A 17,425-nucleotide genomic window follows, 5' to 3' on the forward strand; every position below is an offset into this window, starting at 1 on the left:
TCCCTAGCGGGTGATCCGGTAAATGGCGACTTCGCCCAGCATGTTGGGCCAGAGGCGGATCGACCAGTGATGTTTATGTTGATTATCCACAACGGTGCGGTCAAGGATATGGACGTTTCGTTCGACGCACAGTTGTTCAAAATCTTTAAAGGTACAGAAATGGATATTGGGCGTGTTGTACCAAGTATAGGGCAGGAACTTCGAAACCGGCATTCTGCCGCGAAATGCCAGATAGCCCCGGGCGCGCCAATGGCCAAAGTTAGGAAAGGTGACGATGCACTCTTTACCGATTCGGAGCATTTCATCGACAATCTGATCCGGACGGGTCATCACCTGTAGCGCTTGGGTCATAATGACGGTGTCAAAGCTATGGTCATCGATACTGGCAAGGCCGTCATCGATATTGATCTCGATAACATTGACCCCTTTTTCGAGGCAGGCGGTGATGTTGTCGTGGTCCACTTCCACGCCATAGCCGCGCGTTTGTTTCTGCTGGTGCAGATAGGACAGCAGTTCACCGTCACCACAGCCAAGATCGAGCACTTTACTGCCGGGTTTTACCCACTCTTGAATAATTTCCAGATCAGCGCGCATTAGTTGTTCTCCTTAGCGGTGCTGGGAATATCGTTTGCGACCTGTTTCATATAGGCGGCGTAAATATCCATATAGCGAGGGGTTGGAATCAAAAATGCATCGTGGCCGTGATCGGAGTCTACTTCGGCATAACTTACCTGTTTTTCGGCGGCTACCAGTGCATCGACAATTTCGCGCGAGCGTTGAGGAGCAAAGCGCCAGTCGGAGGTAAAGGCAATGAGCATAAATTTACACCGAGCGTTGTGGACGGCTGCGGCCAGATCATCACCATAATCAGCGGCGGGATCGAAGTAATCCAGCGCCTTAGTCATGAGCAGATAAGTATTAGCGTCAAACGCGGTGGAGAAACGCTCACCCTGATAATGCAGATAGGTTTCCACTTCAAACTGAGGGTTAAAATCGTAGCTGAGTTTACCCTCTCTCAGTTCCCGGCCAAATTTTTCTCGCATGCCATCATCGGACAGATAGGTGATGTGTCCGAGCATGCGCGCCAGCATTAGGCCGGTTTTAGGTACCTTGCCGTTTTCGTAGAAGTGCCCGTTATTAAAATCGGGATCACGGGTGATCGCTTGTCGGGCGACTTCATTAAAGGCGATATTCTGGGCGCTGAGCTTTGGTGCTGCGGCAATAATCAGGCAGTGGCGCAACCGTTCTGGGTAGTCGATTGCCCATTGGAGTGCCTGCATACCGCCGAGACTGCCGCCGACAACGGCGGCCCATTGCTGAATACCGAAGTGATTGGCGAGGCGCGCTTGGCTCTCGACCCAATCAGGAACCGTCATAATGGGAAAATCAGGGCCGAAGGGTTTGCCGGTTTCTGGGTTGATACTCTGTGGCCCAGTGGAGCCATGACAGCCGCCCAGGTTATTCAGGCCGATAACAAAAAAGGTGTTGGTATCGATCGGTTTGCCCGGTCCAATCGCCGAATCCCACCAGCCGGGCTTGGTTTCATCAGCACTGTTGTAACCGGCTAGATGTTGATTACCGGATAGCGCATGACAGACCAAAATAGCGTTGGAGGCATCCGCATTGAGGCTGCCGTAGGTTTCGATGATGAGTTCATAGCGGTCGAGTTGGCGACCACAGGCCAGTGGTAACGGTTGGTCAAAACAGATTGTTTGCGGTGTGACGATACCGACAGAATCTTCAGGAAATGATTGAGGCATAATGTTCTCTTAACGCAGATAACTGAAAAAATGTTGCTGACAGACCCGGTCGAGCTTCACATTTCGTATAACAGCGCCTTGCTATCTAAGATCAGATAGCCTGTCGGGCGGTCATTATGCAGAGATATCAGTATCACTTCAGTGGTGCTCAATCGTTAGTGTTTCAGGGAATTTTTTAGGTTGTTCGATCTTTACTCGTTTCTGCCGGCCCAGCTCACCTTTGAGGATGGTGACAGAACTCTTTGCCACGCCAAACTGTTTCGCGAGAAATTTTATCAGATGGGCATTGGCTTTGCCTTCTATCGGCGGTGCCGTGATGCGTATTTTAACACTATCATCGTGTAGGCCAACAATCGCATCATTGCTGGCTTTCGGTTGCAGGTGACAGCGAAGAATCAAGCTATCATCCTGCCAGCTATAAAAGTCTGCCATGACCAACCTCAGAGTAGGAAGTGGGTCAGGCTACTGAGCTGTGAACGGGCGATCTGGATCACGAAAAAGATCAAAATGGGTGATAGATCGAGGCCGCCCAGCGAGGGGATAACCCTACGGGCTAGGCCAAATACCGGCTCGGTCAGTTGGGTAATCAGTTGTGGTCCTGGATGGTAACTCCCCGGTGCAACCCAGCTGATAATCACGGAACCGATTACCGCATAAAAATAGATGGTTAAGATGGTGTCTAGCACGCCAACACCTGACAGCACCAACATAGCGGTGAAGTTATCGCCAATACTCTGGCCCTTAAATAGCAGGATAGCGACCCAAGTGGCAATGTTGATAACAAATGCCAGCACCAGCGGTGACATGTCGATATTCGCTGGGCGTGGCAAGATACGATGCAACGGCGCTAATGGCACTGCCGTAATTTTAACGACAGCCTGACAAATCGGGTTGTAATAGTCGGCTTTCGCGACCTGTAGTAAAAAGCGTAGCACTACAATAAACGCATATAGCTGGCCGAACAGCTGAATGATTGAACTGAGCGGATCGGATCCCATTGTCTCTGTTCCTGTTACCTGTATCTGGTTGAATTTTTATGGGCTCTGGGCCGTCATAAGACTGACCCAGAGTATAGAGCCTTTCCCGGTGACTATGAACCGAAGAAAGGCTTTTTATATCATCTGGTTATTTACCCAGCTCTTCAGCCATCGCTTGTGCTCTATTGCTACAGGCTTGCATGCCGTTATCGATGATCTCAGGCAGTCCTTGCGCGATGAAGGTTTTAATCGCTTGTTCGGTAGTACCGTTCGGCGAACAGACTCGGCGACGCAATTCGGCGGGTTCAACATCGCTTTGACGGGCCATCTCTGCGGCACCTAAGGCCGTCTGAATCGTTAGCTGTTGCGCTATTTCGTGGCTCAGTCCGAGTTTTTCACCGGCAGCGACCATCGCTTCCATGATTAAGAAGTAGTAAGCCGGGCCACTACCGGAAACTGCTGTCACGGCATCGAGTTGCGGTTCGTTATCAACCCATAGGGCCAGCCCAGTCGCTTGCATCACCTGTTCTGTCTGTTGACGCTGGGTATCTGAAACCTGTGGATTAGCATAAAGACCACAGGCGCCTTTTTGTACCAGCGACGGCGTATTTGGCATACAGCGTACCAGTGCAATATTGCCGCCGAGCCATTGTTCTAAGCTGTTGCAAAGTACGCCTGCGGCCACTGACACGATCAGCGGCTGATGTTGCTGTACCGCTTCGGCCATCGACTGAGCAACGGTTTTTAATATCTGCGGCTTAACGGCGAGAATGACAATGTCTGCGGCTGCGACGGCGGCGTTGTTATCGGTTGTGGTATGCATCCCTTGTTGCTTAAGGTCAGCCAGTTTTTCTAACTGAGTGCCGGTGGTCCAGATGTTAGCGGCTGGGTAGCCGTTGCTGAGCAGTCCGCCGATGATCGCCCGAGCCATGTTGCCGGCGCCGATAAATGCCAGTGTTGGTTGTGTACTCACGTTAAATTCCTGATCTTAAAATTATCTGTAAAGTTAACTCTGCTTTAAGGCTCAGAGAGTCTATTGACTATAATCCCGAGGGCCAAACAGTGCCGTACCGATGCGTACTATTGTTGCGCCTTCCAAAATAGCCGCTTCCATGTCACTCGACATACCCATTGAGAGTGTATCGAGCGGGGCGTTGGGCAACAACTGTTGTAGGGTTGTTAATAATTCACGCATCTGCGCAAAGGGCGCTCGCTGACGTTGCGGATCATTGCTGCTAGCAGGAATCGCCATTAGCCCACGTAATCGGATATTCTCTAAGGTGGCGACCTCGGTGGCCAGCGCGGTTAACTCAGCGGGAAGGACGCCGGACTTACTCGCTTCTTCGCTAATATTGACCTGAAGGCAGATATTTAATGGCGACATGCCTGCAGGGCGTTGATCATTGAGTCGTTGAGCGACCTTAAAACGGTCAACACTGTGTACCCAGCTAAAATTCTCAGCAATTGGCCGAGTTTTGTTGGACTGTATTGGGCCGATAAAGTGCCAGCAAATATCCAGATCGCTGAGGGCATCCATCTTGTCCAGCGCTTCTTGGAGATAGTTTTCACCAAAATCCCGTTGTCCATCGGACCACGCTTGACGTAACTCATCAGCCGGACGTGTTTTGCTGACCGCCAGCAGTTTTATACTCTGTGGTTGCCGTTGTGCTTGTGTTGCTGCGGCAGAGATTTGTGCGCGAAGCTGGTCGAGACGATCTGTTATCTGTGTCATATTGTAAAAACTAGCGATTGGCTATGATGAGTGATTCTGATAAAACGGACATACAGTACTTATATTATACGCTGCAACCCGTTAGGGTTAAGGCAGTATCATACCAGAGAACCCGAATTAACCCGTGAATATTTGCCGTTGGGTAAAGGGAGATTCGATAGATGCTAGGATGTTTTTCCACTGTTTACGGTAAATCATCCCTAAAGCTGACCCAAATAGGGGTTAAGGCCTTTATAAGCAGGGTGACTGCTTTTATTATGGGAAGGGTCATGCGCGATTTATTAATCCTTTTTGGTTAAGGCTGTGACGCTTACAGATAATCAACGGAGCTGCTGGTCGGCTCCCTAAACACCAGAGAAGCCATGGATATTACAGAACTTTTATCTTTTACCGTTCAGCAAGGAGCATCCGACCTCCATATCACCGCGGGCATGCCTCCGGTTATTCGGGTTGATGGTGAGGTCCGCAGGATTAAACTGCCTTCTCTGGAGCATAAGCAGGTTCATACGCTGATTTACGACATCATGAACGATCGGCAGCGTAAGGATTATGAAGAGCGGTTTGAAACCGACTTCTCATTCGAAGTGCCGGGCTTGGCACGTTTTCGTGTTAACGCATTTAACCAAAACCGCGGTGCTGCTGCTGTTTTCCGGACCATCCCTAGTCGTGTATTGACCATGGATGATCTAGGAATGGGACAAGTGTTTCGTAACCTAGCGGAAAACCCCAGAGGCTTGGTGCTGGTGACCGGCCCTACGGGTTCGGGTAAAAGTACCACGTTGGCGGCGATGGTGGATTACATCAACGATACCCGTAATGAGCATATTCTGACCATTGAAGATCCTATCGAATTTGTCCATCAGAGTAAGAAGTGCCTAGTTAACCAGCGTGAGGTTCACCGAGATACACTTGGGTTTGATGAAGCCCTCCGCTCGGCGTTACGTGAAGACCCGGATATCATCCTTGTAGGTGAGATGCGAGATCTTGAGACTATCCGTCTGGCGCTTACGGCAGCTGAAACCGGCCACTTGGTGTTTGGCACCTTGCACACCACCTCCGCGGCTAAAACCATTGACCGTATTATCGATGTATTCCCCGCTGCCGAGAAATCGATGGTGCGTTCTATGTTATCGGAGTCTCTGCAAGGGGTTATCTCTCAGACATTGTTGAAAAAACCGAAAGGTGGTCGAGTGGCGGCCCATGAGATTATGGTCGGCACACCGGCGATACGTAACCTGATTCGTGAAGATAAAGTGGCACAGATGTACTCAGCGATTCAAACCGGTGCCAGTTTCGGTATGGTTACGCTGGATCAGTCACTGGCTGATTTGGTGAAAAAAGGTGTCATTACCCGTGAAGCTGCACGTGCTAAAGCCATGAATTCTACGAATTTCTAATACGGAGCGGTGTTTGTGGATATTACCCAATTACTTAAAGTGATGGCGGACCGTGAGGCCTCGGATCTGTTTATAACCGCTGGCGCGCGTCCTAGTATTAAGGTCGACGGCACCATCAAGGCGTTAACCAAGGAATCATTGAAGCCGGCCCTAGCGCGTGAACTAACCTATAGTACGATGAATGATAAGCAGTTAGCGGAATTTGAAGGCACCCATGAGTGTAATTTCGCTATCAGTGCCCACGGAATCGGCCGTTTTCGTGTGAGTGCTTTCTTTCAACGTAACTCGCCTGGCATGGTGTTACGACGCATCAATACCTATATTCCAACGATGGAAGAGCTAAACCTACCCCCCGTTTTAAAAGATCTAGCAATGACCAAGCGAGGGTTGATACTGTTTGTCGGCGGTACCAGTACCGGTAAATCAACCTCGTTAGCTTCGATGATCGATTATCGGAATACGAATAGCGCGGGTCATATCATCACCATTGAAGATCCTATTGAGTATGTTCACGAACATAAGCAAAGCGTCATTACCCAACGGGAAGTCGGGTTGGATACCGAGTCATTTGAAATTGCCTTAAAGAATACGTTACGGCAGGCGCCTGATGTTATTTTGATGGGTGAGATTCGTAGTTCGGATACCATGGGGTACGGTTTAACCTTCGCCGAGACCGGCCATCTATGTATGGCAACGCTGCACGCGAATAATGCTAACCAAGCGTTAGATCGTATTATTAGTTTCTTCCCGCCGGCACATCATGCACAGATCTGGATGGACCTTTCTCTGAACCTTAAGGCGATTGTGGCGCAGCAACTACTGCCAACCAAAGATGGTAAGGGGCGTCGGGCGGTGGTTGAAGTGATGATTAATACGCCACTGATGCAAGACCTGATTCGTAAAGGTGAGGTGCATGAGCTGAAAGAGGTGATGAGCAAATCCACTAACCTAGGCATGCAGACTTTTGATCAGGCACTCTTTCAAGAGTATAAAGATGGCACTATTAGTTATGATGTAGCGCTGGCACATGCGGATTCACCGAATGATCTGCGCTTGATGATTAAGTTAAATGCATCGACTAATCCTAGTCTTGATGGAGGCACTGAGGATGCAGGCTTCTTCCTGCAGGATGATGCCGATTTCTTGCAGAATGATGGCGTTATCGATGTTAAAGGGATGTAGTTGGGCGCTATAGCCACGCTATCTCGGGCTTTATCTTCTGAAACCCCGCCACGATGGCGGGGTTTGTCGTTAGGGTTGCGTCATTAGTTGTTCATTACCTCATTAGCCCGCGAGTTAGCTTAGGCATCTAATTGAGCCTTCCAGATGCGTATCACTTCTTGGCGGTACTCTTCTAGTTCATTGGCACTAACGCTGTTAGTGCGCCCTTGTAGTACCTGTCGATGTCCCACTGAACGATAATCTTTATAGGCCTCTCGGAGTGTCTGGGCATCGCCTTCAGTGATTACGCCGGTTTTCTCCATGGCATCTAGAATGCGAATGTTATCGGTATATTCGATCAATTCTGGATATTGATGTGCAAAGGCTAAAGCGCTGTATTGCACAATAAATTCAATATCGACAATACCACCGCGATCCTGCTTTAAGTTGAAGAGTGTATCGCTATCTTTTTCTGACGTGCCGAGATGATCGCGCATTTTTTCACGCATCTGGATTACCTCTGAGGCTAGCAGCGTCAGATCTCGTGGTCGGCTGAGGACATCACTGCGAACCTGTTCAAACTTAGCCTTTAAGGAGGCTGAACCGGTAATTACCCGGGCTCGCACCAGTGCTTGATGTTCCCAAGTCCAAGCTTCTTTCTCTTGGTATTCCGAAAAAGCTTTCAGGGAGCTGACCAGTAAGCCTGATTTACCGGATGGACGTAGACGCATATCCACTTCATAGAGGTCACCACCGGTGGTAAAGGTGTTGAGGATATGAATGATTTTCTGACCTAAACGGGTGAAGAATACCGAGTTGGCAATCGGCTTTTTCCCTTCGGTGTATAAGCTGGCATCGGCATCATGAATAAATACTAGATCGAGATCTGATCCATAGGACAGCTCAATGCCTCCTAGCTTGCCGTAGCCGACAATAATAAAGTCGGGATCACAGGGAACACTGGGAGATTTCATCGGTACGCCATGTTTGTCCGACAGTTGTCGCCAAGCGATGTCGAGGACGACATCCAGAATCACCTCTGCCAACCAAGTGAGATAATCACTGACCTTCATGAGTGGCAGGGCACCGGTAATATCCGATGCTGCCACGCTTAACACATGGGCACTCTTGAAATAACGCAGGGTATCCATCAGTTGCTCTTCATCCTCTTCAGGAATACGCAGCAGCTGTTGCCTGAGATCAGATTGCAGCGTGTCTTTCGAAGGTGGCGAGTAGAGGCTGCGCTGATCGATTAACTCATCCAGCAGTACCGGTTGTTTGGTCAGTGTCTCACTAAACCAAGCACTGGCGGAACAGAGCCGTACCAGTTGCTTCATGGCATCGGGGTTTTCCGCGAGTAACACCAAATAGGATGAGCGGCGGATGATCGCTTGAATCAGCAACAGTACCCGTTCGAGGGTTTCGCTGGCGTTATCCACCGCGGATATTTCGGTCATCAGCTTGGGGAGTACCGCCAGCAAGCGTTCATGCCCAATCGCTTGCATTACCTGAACTGAGCGACTGGATTTCAGGTGGTTAAAGGCTTGCCACGCCTGCTGGGGATTATCTAACCCGTGTTGGGCAAAAAAGGCTTCTCCCTCTTCGGTTTCAAATTCACTGTTCCACAACAGCAGCCAGTCACTGTTGTGATCGTCCTGTTGCGGGTTTGTCTCTGCGGGGGCAATGACATCGGCAAAGTGTTCAGTGACTCGACTCCGCTGGTGGACTAGCGCTGTTATAAAGCTATCCCAATCGTCAAAGCCCATACTAAAGGCCATGCGTGCTTGGCCGATCGCATCCATGGGGAGTTCTTGTGTTTGTCGGTCGGCAACCGCCTGAATCACATGTTCCGCATTACGTAAAAAGGTATAGGCTTCAGTCAGCTCGTTGATCGCTGCAGCAGGGATACCCATGGTTTCGGGTAGTAGCGGTAAAATATTTAATAGTTCTCGTTGTTGTAACCGTGGGTCACGCCCACCGCGGATCAGTTGGAACGCTTGGGCGATAAATTCGACCTCGCGGATTCCGCCGGCTCCTAGTTTGACATTACCTTGTAGGCCTTTACGGCGAACCTCTTTGTTGATCATCTCCTTCATCGAGCGGAGGGAATCAAAGGCGCTGAAGTCAATATATTTGCGGTAGACGAAGGGCCGTAACATCTCCAGTAGTTCGGCACCGGCCTGTTGATTACCCGCGACCACCCGGGCTTTGATCATGGCGTAGCGTTCCCAATCCCGGCCTTGGGTTTGATAATAATCCTCCATCGCGGAAAAACTACAGACCAGTGGGCCGCTGGCACCGTAGGGGCGTAGACGCATATCGGTACGAAAAACAAAACCATCAGCGGTGATGTTATCCAGCGCTTGGATCAGTTTTTGGCCTAAACGGCTAAAGAAATCCTGATTGGCCAATACTCGGCGGCCACCTTCGGTCATACCTTTTTCGGGATAGGCGAAAATGAGGTCAATGTCCGAAGACAGGTTGAGCTCATGAGCCCCTAGCTTACCCATGCCTAACACCACAAGTTGTTGAGGTTGTGAGGGCTGGCCTTCTGATGGGGAAGAGTGTGGCGTGCCCCACTTGCTGCAACAGTCGTTATACAGCCATTGCAGGGCTTCATCGATACAGGCATCCGCTAAAGCGGATAGATCAGCAGTTGTTGCTCTCATATCCACCGTGCGAGTGAGATCTCGCCAGATAATGCGGACCATCTCACGTTGTCTATACTGTCTTAAGTGATGATGGAGTTGCTCTTCATTTTCGGCTGTTTTTAATCGCTGAGATAGCTGTTGTTGATATTCATCGGCCGGATAAGCGCGGTAAAGGTCGTTATGTTGCTGGAGTTCAGCGAGTAGCATCGGCGAACGGCTTAGTTGGTCTGCAACATAGTCGCTACCGGCCAGTACTCGGATCAGGTCGCTATAAACCGTATCGCTCTGATCCGGACAATGGCTCAGAGCTTCTGAGACCTTGTCGAGGTTGAGTGTGACACTGGGTTGGATGAGAGCCGGAAGGGTCTGAATTAACTGGCTGAGCATAATCGAGGTACTCTGTTCGGTGGCCGATTGATTCTTTCAGCTTAACAAAAAGCACTTTTTGTCTCGATAGATTTAATCATGATAAGTACGTCATAAAAAATTAATAATCAGAATGGTGTATGATAAAAAACTGATAAAACAGATAGTTATATATAAATAGCAGTGAGAAGGCTGGGATGTCTTTTTGTCTTCGAGTCAATATGATTACACTAATGTTTCATTTTGACTACAAATAGATGTAAAGCCCACGTATACTCGCGCAAAATTTGCACTAACGCCGGTGATTTTATGGTGACTAATAACCCGATTTTGCAGATGTTTGCACGATCTCCATTTCAGCCTATGCAAGAACATATTGCTAAGGCTCATTCCTGTGCAATTCAGTTGATCCCTTTTTTCGATGCGGTGATGGCTGAAGACTGGGATAAAGCGGCTGAAGTTCAGCACAGCATAGCTGTGCTTGAAGGTGAAGCAGACTCAATGAAAAAAGAGATTCGCATGAATCTCCCTAATAGTTTATTTCTTCCTGTTCCTCGAACCGATCTGTTAGAACTACTGCGTATGCAGGATAAGATCGCCAATCGTTCAAAAGATATTGCTGGCCTGATGCTAGGTCGGAAAATGTCGATTCCCACTCAAATACAACCGGCCATTGCTGAGTATATTCGCTCATCTCTCAGAACATCAGGGCAGGCGTTAATCGCGCTGAATGAACTGGATGAACTGATCACGGCGGGTTTTCGTGGCCATGAAGTCGATGTCGTCGAAAAAATGATCCACGATCTCGATGATATGGAACACGATGCTGATGAGATGGAACGTGAAGTTCGCTCCTCCCTGTTTGATGTAGAGAAAGACTTGCATCCGATCGACGCCATGTTCCTGTATCAGATTATTACTTGGATCGGTGATCTTGCCGATAAAGCACAACAGGTAGGCAGTCGTCTGCAGTTGTTGCTGGCTAAGTAATTGTTGCGAACAAACTTTCTCTGAATCTTTAAATTAGGTAGTTATCATGAGCATCATTGCGGACTATGGCACTATTCTGGTCATTATGGCATGTGTGTTTGGATTCTTTATGGCCTGGGGTGTGGGCGCTAACGATGTGGCTAATGCGATGGGGACCTCTGTTGGTTCAAAAGCATTAACCCTGAAACAAGCGATTATTATCGCTATTATCTTCGAATTTGCCGGTGCTTATCTGGCGGGTGGTGCGGTGACCGCAACCATTCGTAAAGGGATTATTGATCCGGCTATCTTATCAGGCTCTCCGGAACTACTGGTATATGGCATGCTCTCGGCATTGCTAGCCGCCGGGATCTGGCTGTTAATTGCTACCGCGATGGGCTGGCCGGTCTCAACCACACACTCTATCGTTGGCGCGATCGTTGGTTTTGCCGCAGTGGGTATCTCGGTTGATGCGGTACATTGGGACAAGGTGGGTAAAATAGTTGCCAGTTGGGTGGTCTCCCCATTGACGGCAGGAGTGATCGCCTTCTTCCTGTTTCGTAGCGTACAAAAGCTTATTCTTGATACCGAACATCCATTTCGAAATGCAAAAAAATATGTGCCGATGTACATCTTCGTGGTCGGATTTATGATCTCGATGGTGACCTTTACGAAGGGGCTTAAGCATGTGGGGCTGAATCCGGGCTTCGGTATGAGCGCGTTGATCTCGGTCGGCATTGGTTTGATTACGATGGGGCTGGGTGCTTTGATGCTGCGAAAAATTCATGTTCGGGCGGAAGATAACGTGGATTATCACTTCACCAGTGTGGAAAAGGTATTTGGTGTCTTGATGATGTTCACCGCCTGCGCAATGGCCTTTGCTCATGGTTCCAACGATGTTGCTAATGCGGTGGGTCCGCTGGCGGCAGTCGTAGGGGTTGTCGCCTCTGCCGGTGAAGTGGCACAGGAGTCATCCATGCCGGTCTGGATCCTGTTACTCGGTGGTAGTGGTATCGTTGCTGGGCTGGTGATGTATGGCCATAAGGTGATCGCCACCGTGGGTAATAATATTACTGAACTGACCCCCAGCCGAGGTTTTGCCGCGACACTAGCGGCCGCTTCGACCGTGGTATTTGCTTCGGGTACCGGCTTGCCTATTTCGACAACGCATACTTTAGTGGGGGCGGTATTAGGTGTAGGTATGGCCCGAGGCCTTTCAGCACTGAACCTGCAGGTTGTTGGTACGATCTTTGTCTCTTGGATTGTGACGCTACCGGCCGGTGCATTGCTCTCTATCGTGATCTTCTTTAGCCTGAAAGGTATCTTCGGCTAAGGTTAACCATGCGCTAAGGCATTGAATACAAAAAAGGCGATCATCTAATGATCGCCTTTTTTATGTCTGGCATTTGCCGAGTTATCCTATCGAGCTATCCGCTGCGGCTAGGCCAGTTGTTATCGTGAAGTGATTATTGAAACGACTGTTGAAACACCAGCGCACCATCCAATAGGGTGTAGCGTACGACGCCTTTCAGTGGAAAATTCATAAACGGCGTATTCGCCCCCGCTGAGCGGCGGTTTTCATCGGTCAGCATCCATTCCTGTTGTGGATCGAAGATGCAGATATCCGCAGTGCTACCGATTGAGAGTGTCCCTAGATCCACATCCAGCACGCTGGCGGGGCCTGAGGTTAGCTTAGCCAGCATTTGTGGCAGAGAGATGAGCTCTTGCTCTACCAGCATCAACGACAGCGACAGTAGCGTCTCAAGCCCTGTCATGCCAGGTTCGGTTGCGGCAAAAGGCGCTTGCTTGGCGGCTAATTCATGGGGCTGGTGATCGGAACAGATCGCCTGAAAACCATCGGTGACCAGTGCATGGCGCAAACCGGCGCGGTCGAGTTGGCTGCGAAGCGGTGGAATCAGGTGGAAGTTCGGATCGAATCCGCTGACATTCTCATCGGTCAGTAGCAAATTTTGGATGGCGATATCGGCGGTTACCCGTAGTCCTCTCTTGCGGGCATCCATGACCATTTTGACGGAACGTTCGCAGGAGAGTTGGCCAAAGTGCGCCTTCACGCCGGTTTGTTCAACCAATAACAGGCAGCGGGCTACTTCGATCGTTTCTGCGCTTTCAGGGATACCGCTCAGGCCGAGTCGGGTGCAGGTGATATCGTCATGCATGGTGCCGCCTGCGGCGAGATCGGCATCCATGGGTTGGAAAATCACCAACAGGTCGTGGGTGGCCGCATATTCCAAGCAGCGCACCAGTGTCAGCGAGCTACGGATCGGCTGACGGGCGTTGGTAAAGCCGATACAGCCGGACTTGCTTAGGCCATACATAGGGCTGAGTTGTTCGCCTTTCAGTTCCTGAGTCAGGGCGCCCATCGGCAGTACTCGGGCATTACCGGCTTGTTTGGCCAGATCTTCGATCAAATCGATCACGGCGGAGTTATCCGCGATCGGTTTGGTCAGTGGCGGCATACAGAGGGTGGTAATCCCACCAGCGGCGGCGGCTGCGGTTTCGCTAGCGATCGTGCCTTTACGGCTGTAGCCGGGTTCGCGCAGGTTCGCGCAGAGATCGATCAACCCAGGGCTGACGACCAGATTACTGGCGTCGATCTGTTGCTCTGCGACAAAGCCGTCTGGGGCTTGGCCTAAGGCGGCGATCTTGCCATCGCTGATAAACAGGTCGGTGATCGTATCGATCTTGTTGGCAGGGTCGATGACCCGACCATTCTTGATTGCAATATTGATACTCATAATGTTACTCACTCTCCCGCCGGGCCTGATGTTCAGTCATCTGTCCGCCCATCGCCATCGACATAACCGCCATGCGCACGGCAATACCATTGGTTACCTGTTTCAAAATCATCGATTTAGGGCCATCCGCGACAGAGGTTTCGATCTCCACGCCACGGTTAATAGGCCCTGGATGCATGACAATTGAATCGGGATGGGTGAGCTTTAGCTTCTCTTCGGTGAGGCCATAAAGGGTGTAGAATTCTGATTCGCTGGGCAGCAGGGCGCTTTGCATGCGCTCTTTCTGCAGCCGCAGCATCATTACCACATCGACATCCTTGAGGCCCTGTTTCATATCGGTAAACACGGTGACGCCGAGGGCTTCGATATGCCGTGGGAGCAGGGTGGTCGGTGCAATCACGCGAATTTCTGCCGCACCTAGGGTGCGTAAAGCATGAATTTGTGACCGGGCCACGCGAGAGTGGAGAATATCACCGACGATCGCTACTTTAAGCGGCTCAAAAGCGCCTTTGTGCTGGCGAATAGTCAGCATGTCCAGCATCGCTTGGGTCGGGTGGGCGTGACGGCCATCGCCGGCATTAATCACCGCCACATGGGGGGTCACATTGCTGGCGATATAGTGGGCTGCGCCACTGTCAGAGTGACGCACGACAAACATATCGGAGTGCATCGCTTCCATCGTCATCAGGGTGTCTTTGAGCGTTTCACCCTTAGAGGTTGATGACGTTTTAATATTCAGGTTAAGCACATCGGCAGATAGACGCTTAGCCGCCAGTTCAAAGGTACTGGCGGTGCGGGTGCTGGCCTCGAAAAACAGGTTAACAACGGTTTTGCCTCGCAGCAACGGCACTTTTTTAACCTGCTGCGCGTTCATATCCACAAAGGAGTCGGCGGTATCGAGGATCTCCGTTAGCATCTCTCGGCTTAGCCCTTCGGTGGTCAGAAAGTGTTTCAGCTGACCGGCGCTGTTAAGCTGGATCAGATTGGGATCTTGTTGTACAAACATGGCAGATTCCGACGATGGGTTATAAGTTAGCTTTCTTACGGATTTCCAGTGCCAACGGCTCCGGCCCGGTGAGTTTGACCTGCTCATCATCGGCTAATAGCAGCGTGTCGCCGGTGACATCCGCCTGAATCGGTAGTTCGCGCCGATTTAGATCGAGTAGGGTGACCAGTGTGATGGATGCCGGTCGGCCATAATCAAACAGCTCATTCATGGCAGCACGAATGGTTCGACCGCTCATAATGACATCATCAACCAGGATAATGTGACGGTCTTCGGTCGCACTCGGCAGAGCTGAGGGCTGTACTTTGGGGTTCAAGCCGACGCGGGTAAAATCATCTCGGTAGAATGAGATATCCAAGGTGCCCAGCGGGCTGTCGAGGTTGAGTTGCTGATGTAGGTGCTCCGCTAGCCAAACGCCGCCGGTGCGGATGCCGATCATCATCGGATCGTCAAGCTGTCGTACCTTGATGAGGGTGATCAACTCGGCCGCCATTTTAGTTAACAGATGATCGACTTTAATTACGCCCGATACCATAGAGGTCCTCCAGTCGGGTTTCACTGGATATCAGCTGGTCTGATTCAAACCAACTTTCCAGAATCAGTTGAGCGGCAATGCCGTCAACGGAATTTTCTTTAAAATTAGTGCTGCCGCCCCGAGACAGACTGATCTGTTTGGCTTCACGAGTCGTGAGCCGCTCATCGATCAGATAGCAGGGGAGTTGGCAGCGTTCTTTGAGACGGTTGGCGAATTTTCGTGCCCGGCGAGACATATCGCTGATACTACCATCCATATTCAGAGGGATGCCGACAACGATGGCAGCAGCCTGCCACTCGGTGATCAGTGCTTCAATCACATGCCAGTCGGGGATACCATCGCGGGCGCTGATCGGCGCTAAGGGGGTGGCTGTACCGGTGATCGCCTGACCGGCAGCAATGCCAATCCGGGTGGTGCCGAAATCAAAGCCTATTACTGGACCTGAGAGTGTGATCATTCCGCTTCTTTGAGTGGGTGAGTGGCAAGGACGCTGATTAGGCATGGCCGCTTTGAGAGGTTAACAGATTAAGATTAATCCCCATCGTCGCGGCTGCCGCCTTAAGTCGTTCCTCGGCCGGAGTGCGGAACATTATATCTAAATTAGCTGGGCAACTTAACCAAACATTATCAGACAGTTCTTGTTCGAGCTGTCCAGCGCTCCAACCGGCATAACCAAGGGCGACCAAAAAATCCTCTGGGCCGTGGCTTTCGCTGATCGCCTGCAGAATATCCGTTGAGGTGGTTAGGGTTGTTTGGTCGCTGATGACGTAGCTAGAGTCCCACTTGGTCAGGGTTGGGCCATGAAGAATGAAGCCTCGATCGTTTTGTACCGGTCCGCCGGAATACACCACTATGCTGGAGTGGTCATCGTGATGCTTGAGCTCGAGAAGTTGTAGCAGCTCGTCGAGGTGCATCTCAGTTGGGTGGTTGATCACAATACCCATCGCACCGGATTCATTATGTTCACAAATATAGATGAGACTCTGAGCAAAGCTCGGGTCGTCTAAGTGAGGCATTGAAAAAAGGAAGTGACCCTGAAGACTGCCGGGCAGGTAGGGTGAAGAAGCCTGTGTTGTCATAGTGAATTCTGCCCTTGGGTCGTATAGAAACGGGATGATTCAGGCGCTGTCTCTGTGATGCTCAGTTCCATAAGGTTTAGTATATCCGTGCCGATTTCTCAAATTTCCAAGTACGGATAATCTCCAATTCATCGGTGTCCTTGCGCATCTCAATAGGAAATCGTTGAAAAGGTGCTGCAAGTTGTACAATCCTGACGGCGGCATCATCGAGCACCTTATTGCCTGAGGAATGCAAAATACGAATATCCTTCACATGGCCATTAGGCAAGATGATAACCATCATCCGTAGGCTACCGTATAGCTGATTTTGCTGTGCTTCTTTCGGGTAGTTCAGATTACCGACCGATTCAATCTTGCGCCGCCAATTAGCCAGATAGACCGCGTCATTGTGACTTTTGGTTGCTGCAGAGGTAAGCCGTTTGACCCGTGGCCGTTTGGCATACGCCTGCCGCTGGAAATCAAGCTGAGCTTCAAGGCTAGCGATCTCAAGACTGCGGGAGAGCAGTGATTGAGAGCTCCCCGGTGGCGGGGGCGGTGGCGCCGATTGTTGATGTTTTTCTTTTATGGTGCTGTGTTTTTTCTCTTGCTTGGCCTGAGTGACAACCACCTGCTGCGCGGGGACATTGTTAACCGTTTTCTCTACGCTTTCAGCGATATCTGCCGGTGCAGCGGTTTTTGCTGGGGTTGGTTGTGGCGCAATATTGACCGGTTGCGTCTGAGGTTGCAGCGCGGCGGTTTCCTGAATATCTTGATGCTGGAAATCAGCCTGTTCGCGGGTGGCGGGTAAGGCTTTCTCTTCTAATTGACCACTGCCCTGCTGATCGGCTTGGGCGATGAAGTCCGCCTCTTCCGGTGGTTTGTCGCTCTTGAACTGCGCCAGGGTAATTTCCAGCGTCTGAGCGGGAGGCGCTTTAGGCGTGATGGCAAAGCCGATACCAAGAATGGCGGCGGCATGAACCGCCACGGCCAAAAACAGAGTAAAACCGAGGCGATCAGCTGCGGATACAGCGGCGACGGTTTTACTCATCTGGCATTC

General features: G+C 50.6%; 17 protein-coding genes. 4 read left to right on the forward strand and 13 right to left on the reverse strand.

The window, feature by feature from the left end:
* Window positions 1–3 precede the first annotated feature (3 nt).
* The 6 genes from metW to KO512_RS09360 form a co-directional block, all read right to left on the reverse strand.
* The gene (gene metW, locus KO512_RS09335) at window positions 4–594 is read right to left on the reverse strand and encodes a methionine biosynthesis protein MetW (protein ID WP_215952078.1); all 591 of its coding nucleotides are present in this window, start codon (window positions 592–594) and stop codon (window positions 4–6) included.
* Window positions 594–1,760 (reverse strand): homoserine O-succinyltransferase MetX, encoded by a 1,167-nt coding sequence (metX, locus tag KO512_RS09340; RefSeq protein ID WP_215952079.1) that lies wholly within the window; start codon window positions 1,758–1,760, stop codon window positions 594–596. The genes metW and metX overlap by 1 nt, the downstream gene beginning before the upstream one ends.
* Window positions 1,761–1,898: 138 nt before the next feature.
* A complete protein-coding gene (locus tag KO512_RS09345) occupies window positions 1,899–2,192 on the reverse strand; it encodes a DUF167 domain-containing protein (protein WP_215952080.1) in 294 nt (97 codons plus the stop codon).
* A gap of 8 nt (window positions 2,193–2,200) precedes the next feature.
* Complete coding sequence (locus tag KO512_RS09350; RefSeq protein WP_215952081.1) at window positions 2,201–2,758, reverse strand: YggT family protein; 558 nt, start codon at window positions 2,756–2,758, stop codon at window positions 2,201–2,203.
* Window positions 2,759–2,885: 127 nt separating this feature from the next.
* A complete protein-coding gene (proC, locus tag KO512_RS09355) occupies window positions 2,886–3,710 on the reverse strand; it encodes a pyrroline-5-carboxylate reductase (protein ID WP_215952082.1) in 825 nt (274 codons plus the stop codon).
* 60 nt (window positions 3,711–3,770) lie between these two features.
* On the reverse strand, window positions 3,771–4,469 hold the full coding sequence (locus tag KO512_RS09360; protein WP_215952083.1) for a YggS family pyridoxal phosphate-dependent enzyme: 699 nt from the start codon (window positions 4,467–4,469) through the stop codon (window positions 3,771–3,773).
* A 362-nt stretch (window positions 4,470–4,831) separates the two neighbouring features.
* On the opposite strand from KO512_RS09360, the gene KO512_RS09365 reads away from it, so the two are divergent.
* Together KO512_RS09365 and KO512_RS09370 are read left to right on the forward strand one after the other, a co-directional pair.
* The gene (locus KO512_RS09365; RefSeq protein ID WP_215952084.1) at window positions 4,832–5,866 is read left to right on the forward strand and encodes a type IV pilus twitching motility protein PilT; all 1,035 of its coding nucleotides are present in this window, start codon (window positions 4,832–4,834) and stop codon (window positions 5,864–5,866) included.
* 15 nt (window positions 5,867–5,881) lie between these two features.
* Window positions 5,882–7,048 carry a PilT/PilU family type 4a pilus ATPase gene (locus tag KO512_RS09370; protein WP_215952085.1) on the forward strand — a complete coding sequence of 389 codons (1,167 nt, stop codon included), beginning with the start codon at window positions 5,882–5,884 and terminating at the stop codon, window positions 7,046–7,048.
* Window positions 7,049–7,167: 119 nt separating this feature from the next.
* On the opposite strand, the gene glnE is transcribed toward KO512_RS09370, so the two are convergent.
* Complete coding sequence (gene glnE, locus KO512_RS09375) at window positions 7,168–10,065, reverse strand: bifunctional [glutamate--ammonia ligase]-adenylyl-L-tyrosine phosphorylase/[glutamate--ammonia-ligase] adenylyltransferase (RefSeq protein ID WP_215952086.1); 2,898 nt, start codon at window positions 10,063–10,065, stop codon at window positions 7,168–7,170.
* A gap of 288 nt (window positions 10,066–10,353) precedes the next feature.
* On the opposite strand from glnE, the gene KO512_RS09380 reads away from it, so the two are divergent.
* A complete protein-coding gene (locus tag KO512_RS09380; RefSeq protein ID WP_215952087.1) occupies window positions 10,354–11,034 on the forward strand; it encodes a TIGR00153 family protein in 681 nt (226 codons plus the stop codon).
* A gap of 46 nt (window positions 11,035–11,080) precedes the next feature.
* Window positions 11,081–12,346, forward strand: coding sequence for an inorganic phosphate transporter (locus KO512_RS09385; RefSeq protein WP_215952088.1), 1,266 nt, complete (start codon window positions 11,081–11,083; stop codon window positions 12,344–12,346).
* Window positions 12,347–12,479: 133 nt separating this feature from the next.
* On the opposite strand, the gene KO512_RS09390 is transcribed toward KO512_RS09385, so the two are convergent.
* The 6 genes from KO512_RS09390 to KO512_RS09415 all read right to left on the reverse strand — a co-directional run bounded on the left by KO512_RS09390 (window position 12,480) and on the right by KO512_RS09415 (window position 17,416).
* A complete protein-coding gene (locus KO512_RS09390; protein ID WP_215952089.1) occupies window positions 12,480–13,769 on the reverse strand; it encodes a dihydroorotase in 1,290 nt (429 codons plus the stop codon).
* 4 nt (window positions 13,770–13,773) lie between these two features.
* On the reverse strand, window positions 13,774–14,775 hold the full coding sequence (locus KO512_RS09395) for an aspartate carbamoyltransferase catalytic subunit (RefSeq protein ID WP_215952090.1): 1,002 nt from the start codon (window positions 14,773–14,775) through the stop codon (window positions 13,774–13,776).
* Between the two features lie 19 nt (window positions 14,776–14,794).
* Window positions 14,795–15,310, reverse strand: coding sequence for a bifunctional pyr operon transcriptional regulator/uracil phosphoribosyltransferase PyrR (gene pyrR / locus KO512_RS09400; protein ID WP_215952091.1), 516 nt, complete (start codon window positions 15,308–15,310; stop codon window positions 14,795–14,797).
* Entirely contained in the window at window positions 15,291–15,767 is a 477-nt protein-coding gene (gene ruvX, locus KO512_RS09405) for a Holliday junction resolvase RuvX (protein ID WP_215952092.1), read from the reverse strand. Before ruvX ends, pyrR begins: the two co-directional genes overlap by 20 nt.
* A 37-nt stretch (window positions 15,768–15,804) precedes the next feature.
* A complete protein-coding gene (locus KO512_RS09410) occupies window positions 15,805–16,389 on the reverse strand; it encodes a YqgE/AlgH family protein (RefSeq protein ID WP_215952093.1) in 585 nt (194 codons plus the stop codon).
* Between the two features lie 76 nt (window positions 16,390–16,465).
* On the reverse strand, window positions 16,466–17,416 hold the full coding sequence (locus KO512_RS09415; protein ID WP_215952094.1) for an energy transducer TonB: 951 nt from the start codon (window positions 17,414–17,416) through the stop codon (window positions 16,466–16,468).
* Window positions 17,417–17,425: the final 9 nt, after the last annotated feature.

Source organism: Amphritea atlantica (assembly GCF_018860855.1).
GTDB lineage: Bacteria > Pseudomonadota > Gammaproteobacteria > Pseudomonadales > Balneatricaceae > Amphritea > Amphritea atlantica_A.

Bases quoted from the DNA above. Each gene is read 5' to 3' on its own strand.
- KO512_RS09380 (WP_215952087.1), top strand. From the start codon at position 10,354: ATGGTGACTAATAACCCGATTTTGCAGATGTTTGCACGATCTCCATTT.
- metX (WP_215952079.1), bottom strand. From the start codon at position 1,760: ATGCCTCAATCATTTCCTGAAGATTCTGTCGGTATCGTCACACCGCAA.
- glnE (WP_215952086.1), bottom strand. From the start codon at position 10,065: ATGCTCAGCCAGTTAATTCAGACCCTTCCGGCTCTCATCCAACCCAGT.
- KO512_RS09360 (WP_215952083.1), bottom strand. From the start codon at position 4,469: ATGACACAGATAACAGATCGTCTCGACCAGCTTCGCGCACAAATCTCT.
- KO512_RS09350 (WP_215952081.1), bottom strand. From the start codon at position 2,758: ATGGGATCCGATCCGCTCAGTTCAATCATTCAGCTGTTCGGCCAGCTA.
- KO512_RS09345 (WP_215952080.1), bottom strand. From the start codon at position 2,192: ATGGCAGACTTTTATAGCTGGCAGGATGATAGCTTGATTCTTCGCTGT.
- KO512_RS09390 (WP_215952089.1), bottom strand. From the start codon at position 13,769: ATGAGTATCAATATTGCAATCAAGAATGGTCGGGTCATCGACCCTGCC.
- metW (WP_215952078.1), bottom strand. From the start codon at position 594: ATGCGCGCTGATCTGGAAATTATTCAAGAGTGGGTAAAACCCGGCAGT.
- KO512_RS09395 (WP_215952090.1), bottom strand. From the start codon at position 14,775: ATGTTTGTACAACAAGATCCCAATCTGATCCAGCTTAACAGCGCCGGT.
- KO512_RS09415 (WP_215952094.1), bottom strand. From the start codon at position 17,416: ATGAGTAAAACCGTCGCCGCTGTATCCGCAGCTGATCGCCTCGGTTTT.
- ruvX (WP_215952092.1), bottom strand. From the start codon at position 15,767: ATGATCACACTCTCAGGTCCAGTAATAGGCTTTGATTTCGGCACCACC.
- KO512_RS09385 (WP_215952088.1), top strand. From the start codon at position 11,081: ATGAGCATCATTGCGGACTATGGCACTATTCTGGTCATTATGGCATGT.
- KO512_RS09365 (WP_215952084.1), top strand. From the start codon at position 4,832: ATGGATATTACAGAACTTTTATCTTTTACCGTTCAGCAAGGAGCATCC.
- pyrR (WP_215952091.1), bottom strand. From the start codon at position 15,310: ATGGTATCGGGCGTAATTAAAGTCGATCATCTGTTAACTAAAATGGCG.
- KO512_RS09410 (WP_215952093.1), bottom strand. From the start codon at position 16,389: ATGACAACACAGGCTTCTTCACCCTACCTGCCCGGCAGTCTTCAGGGT.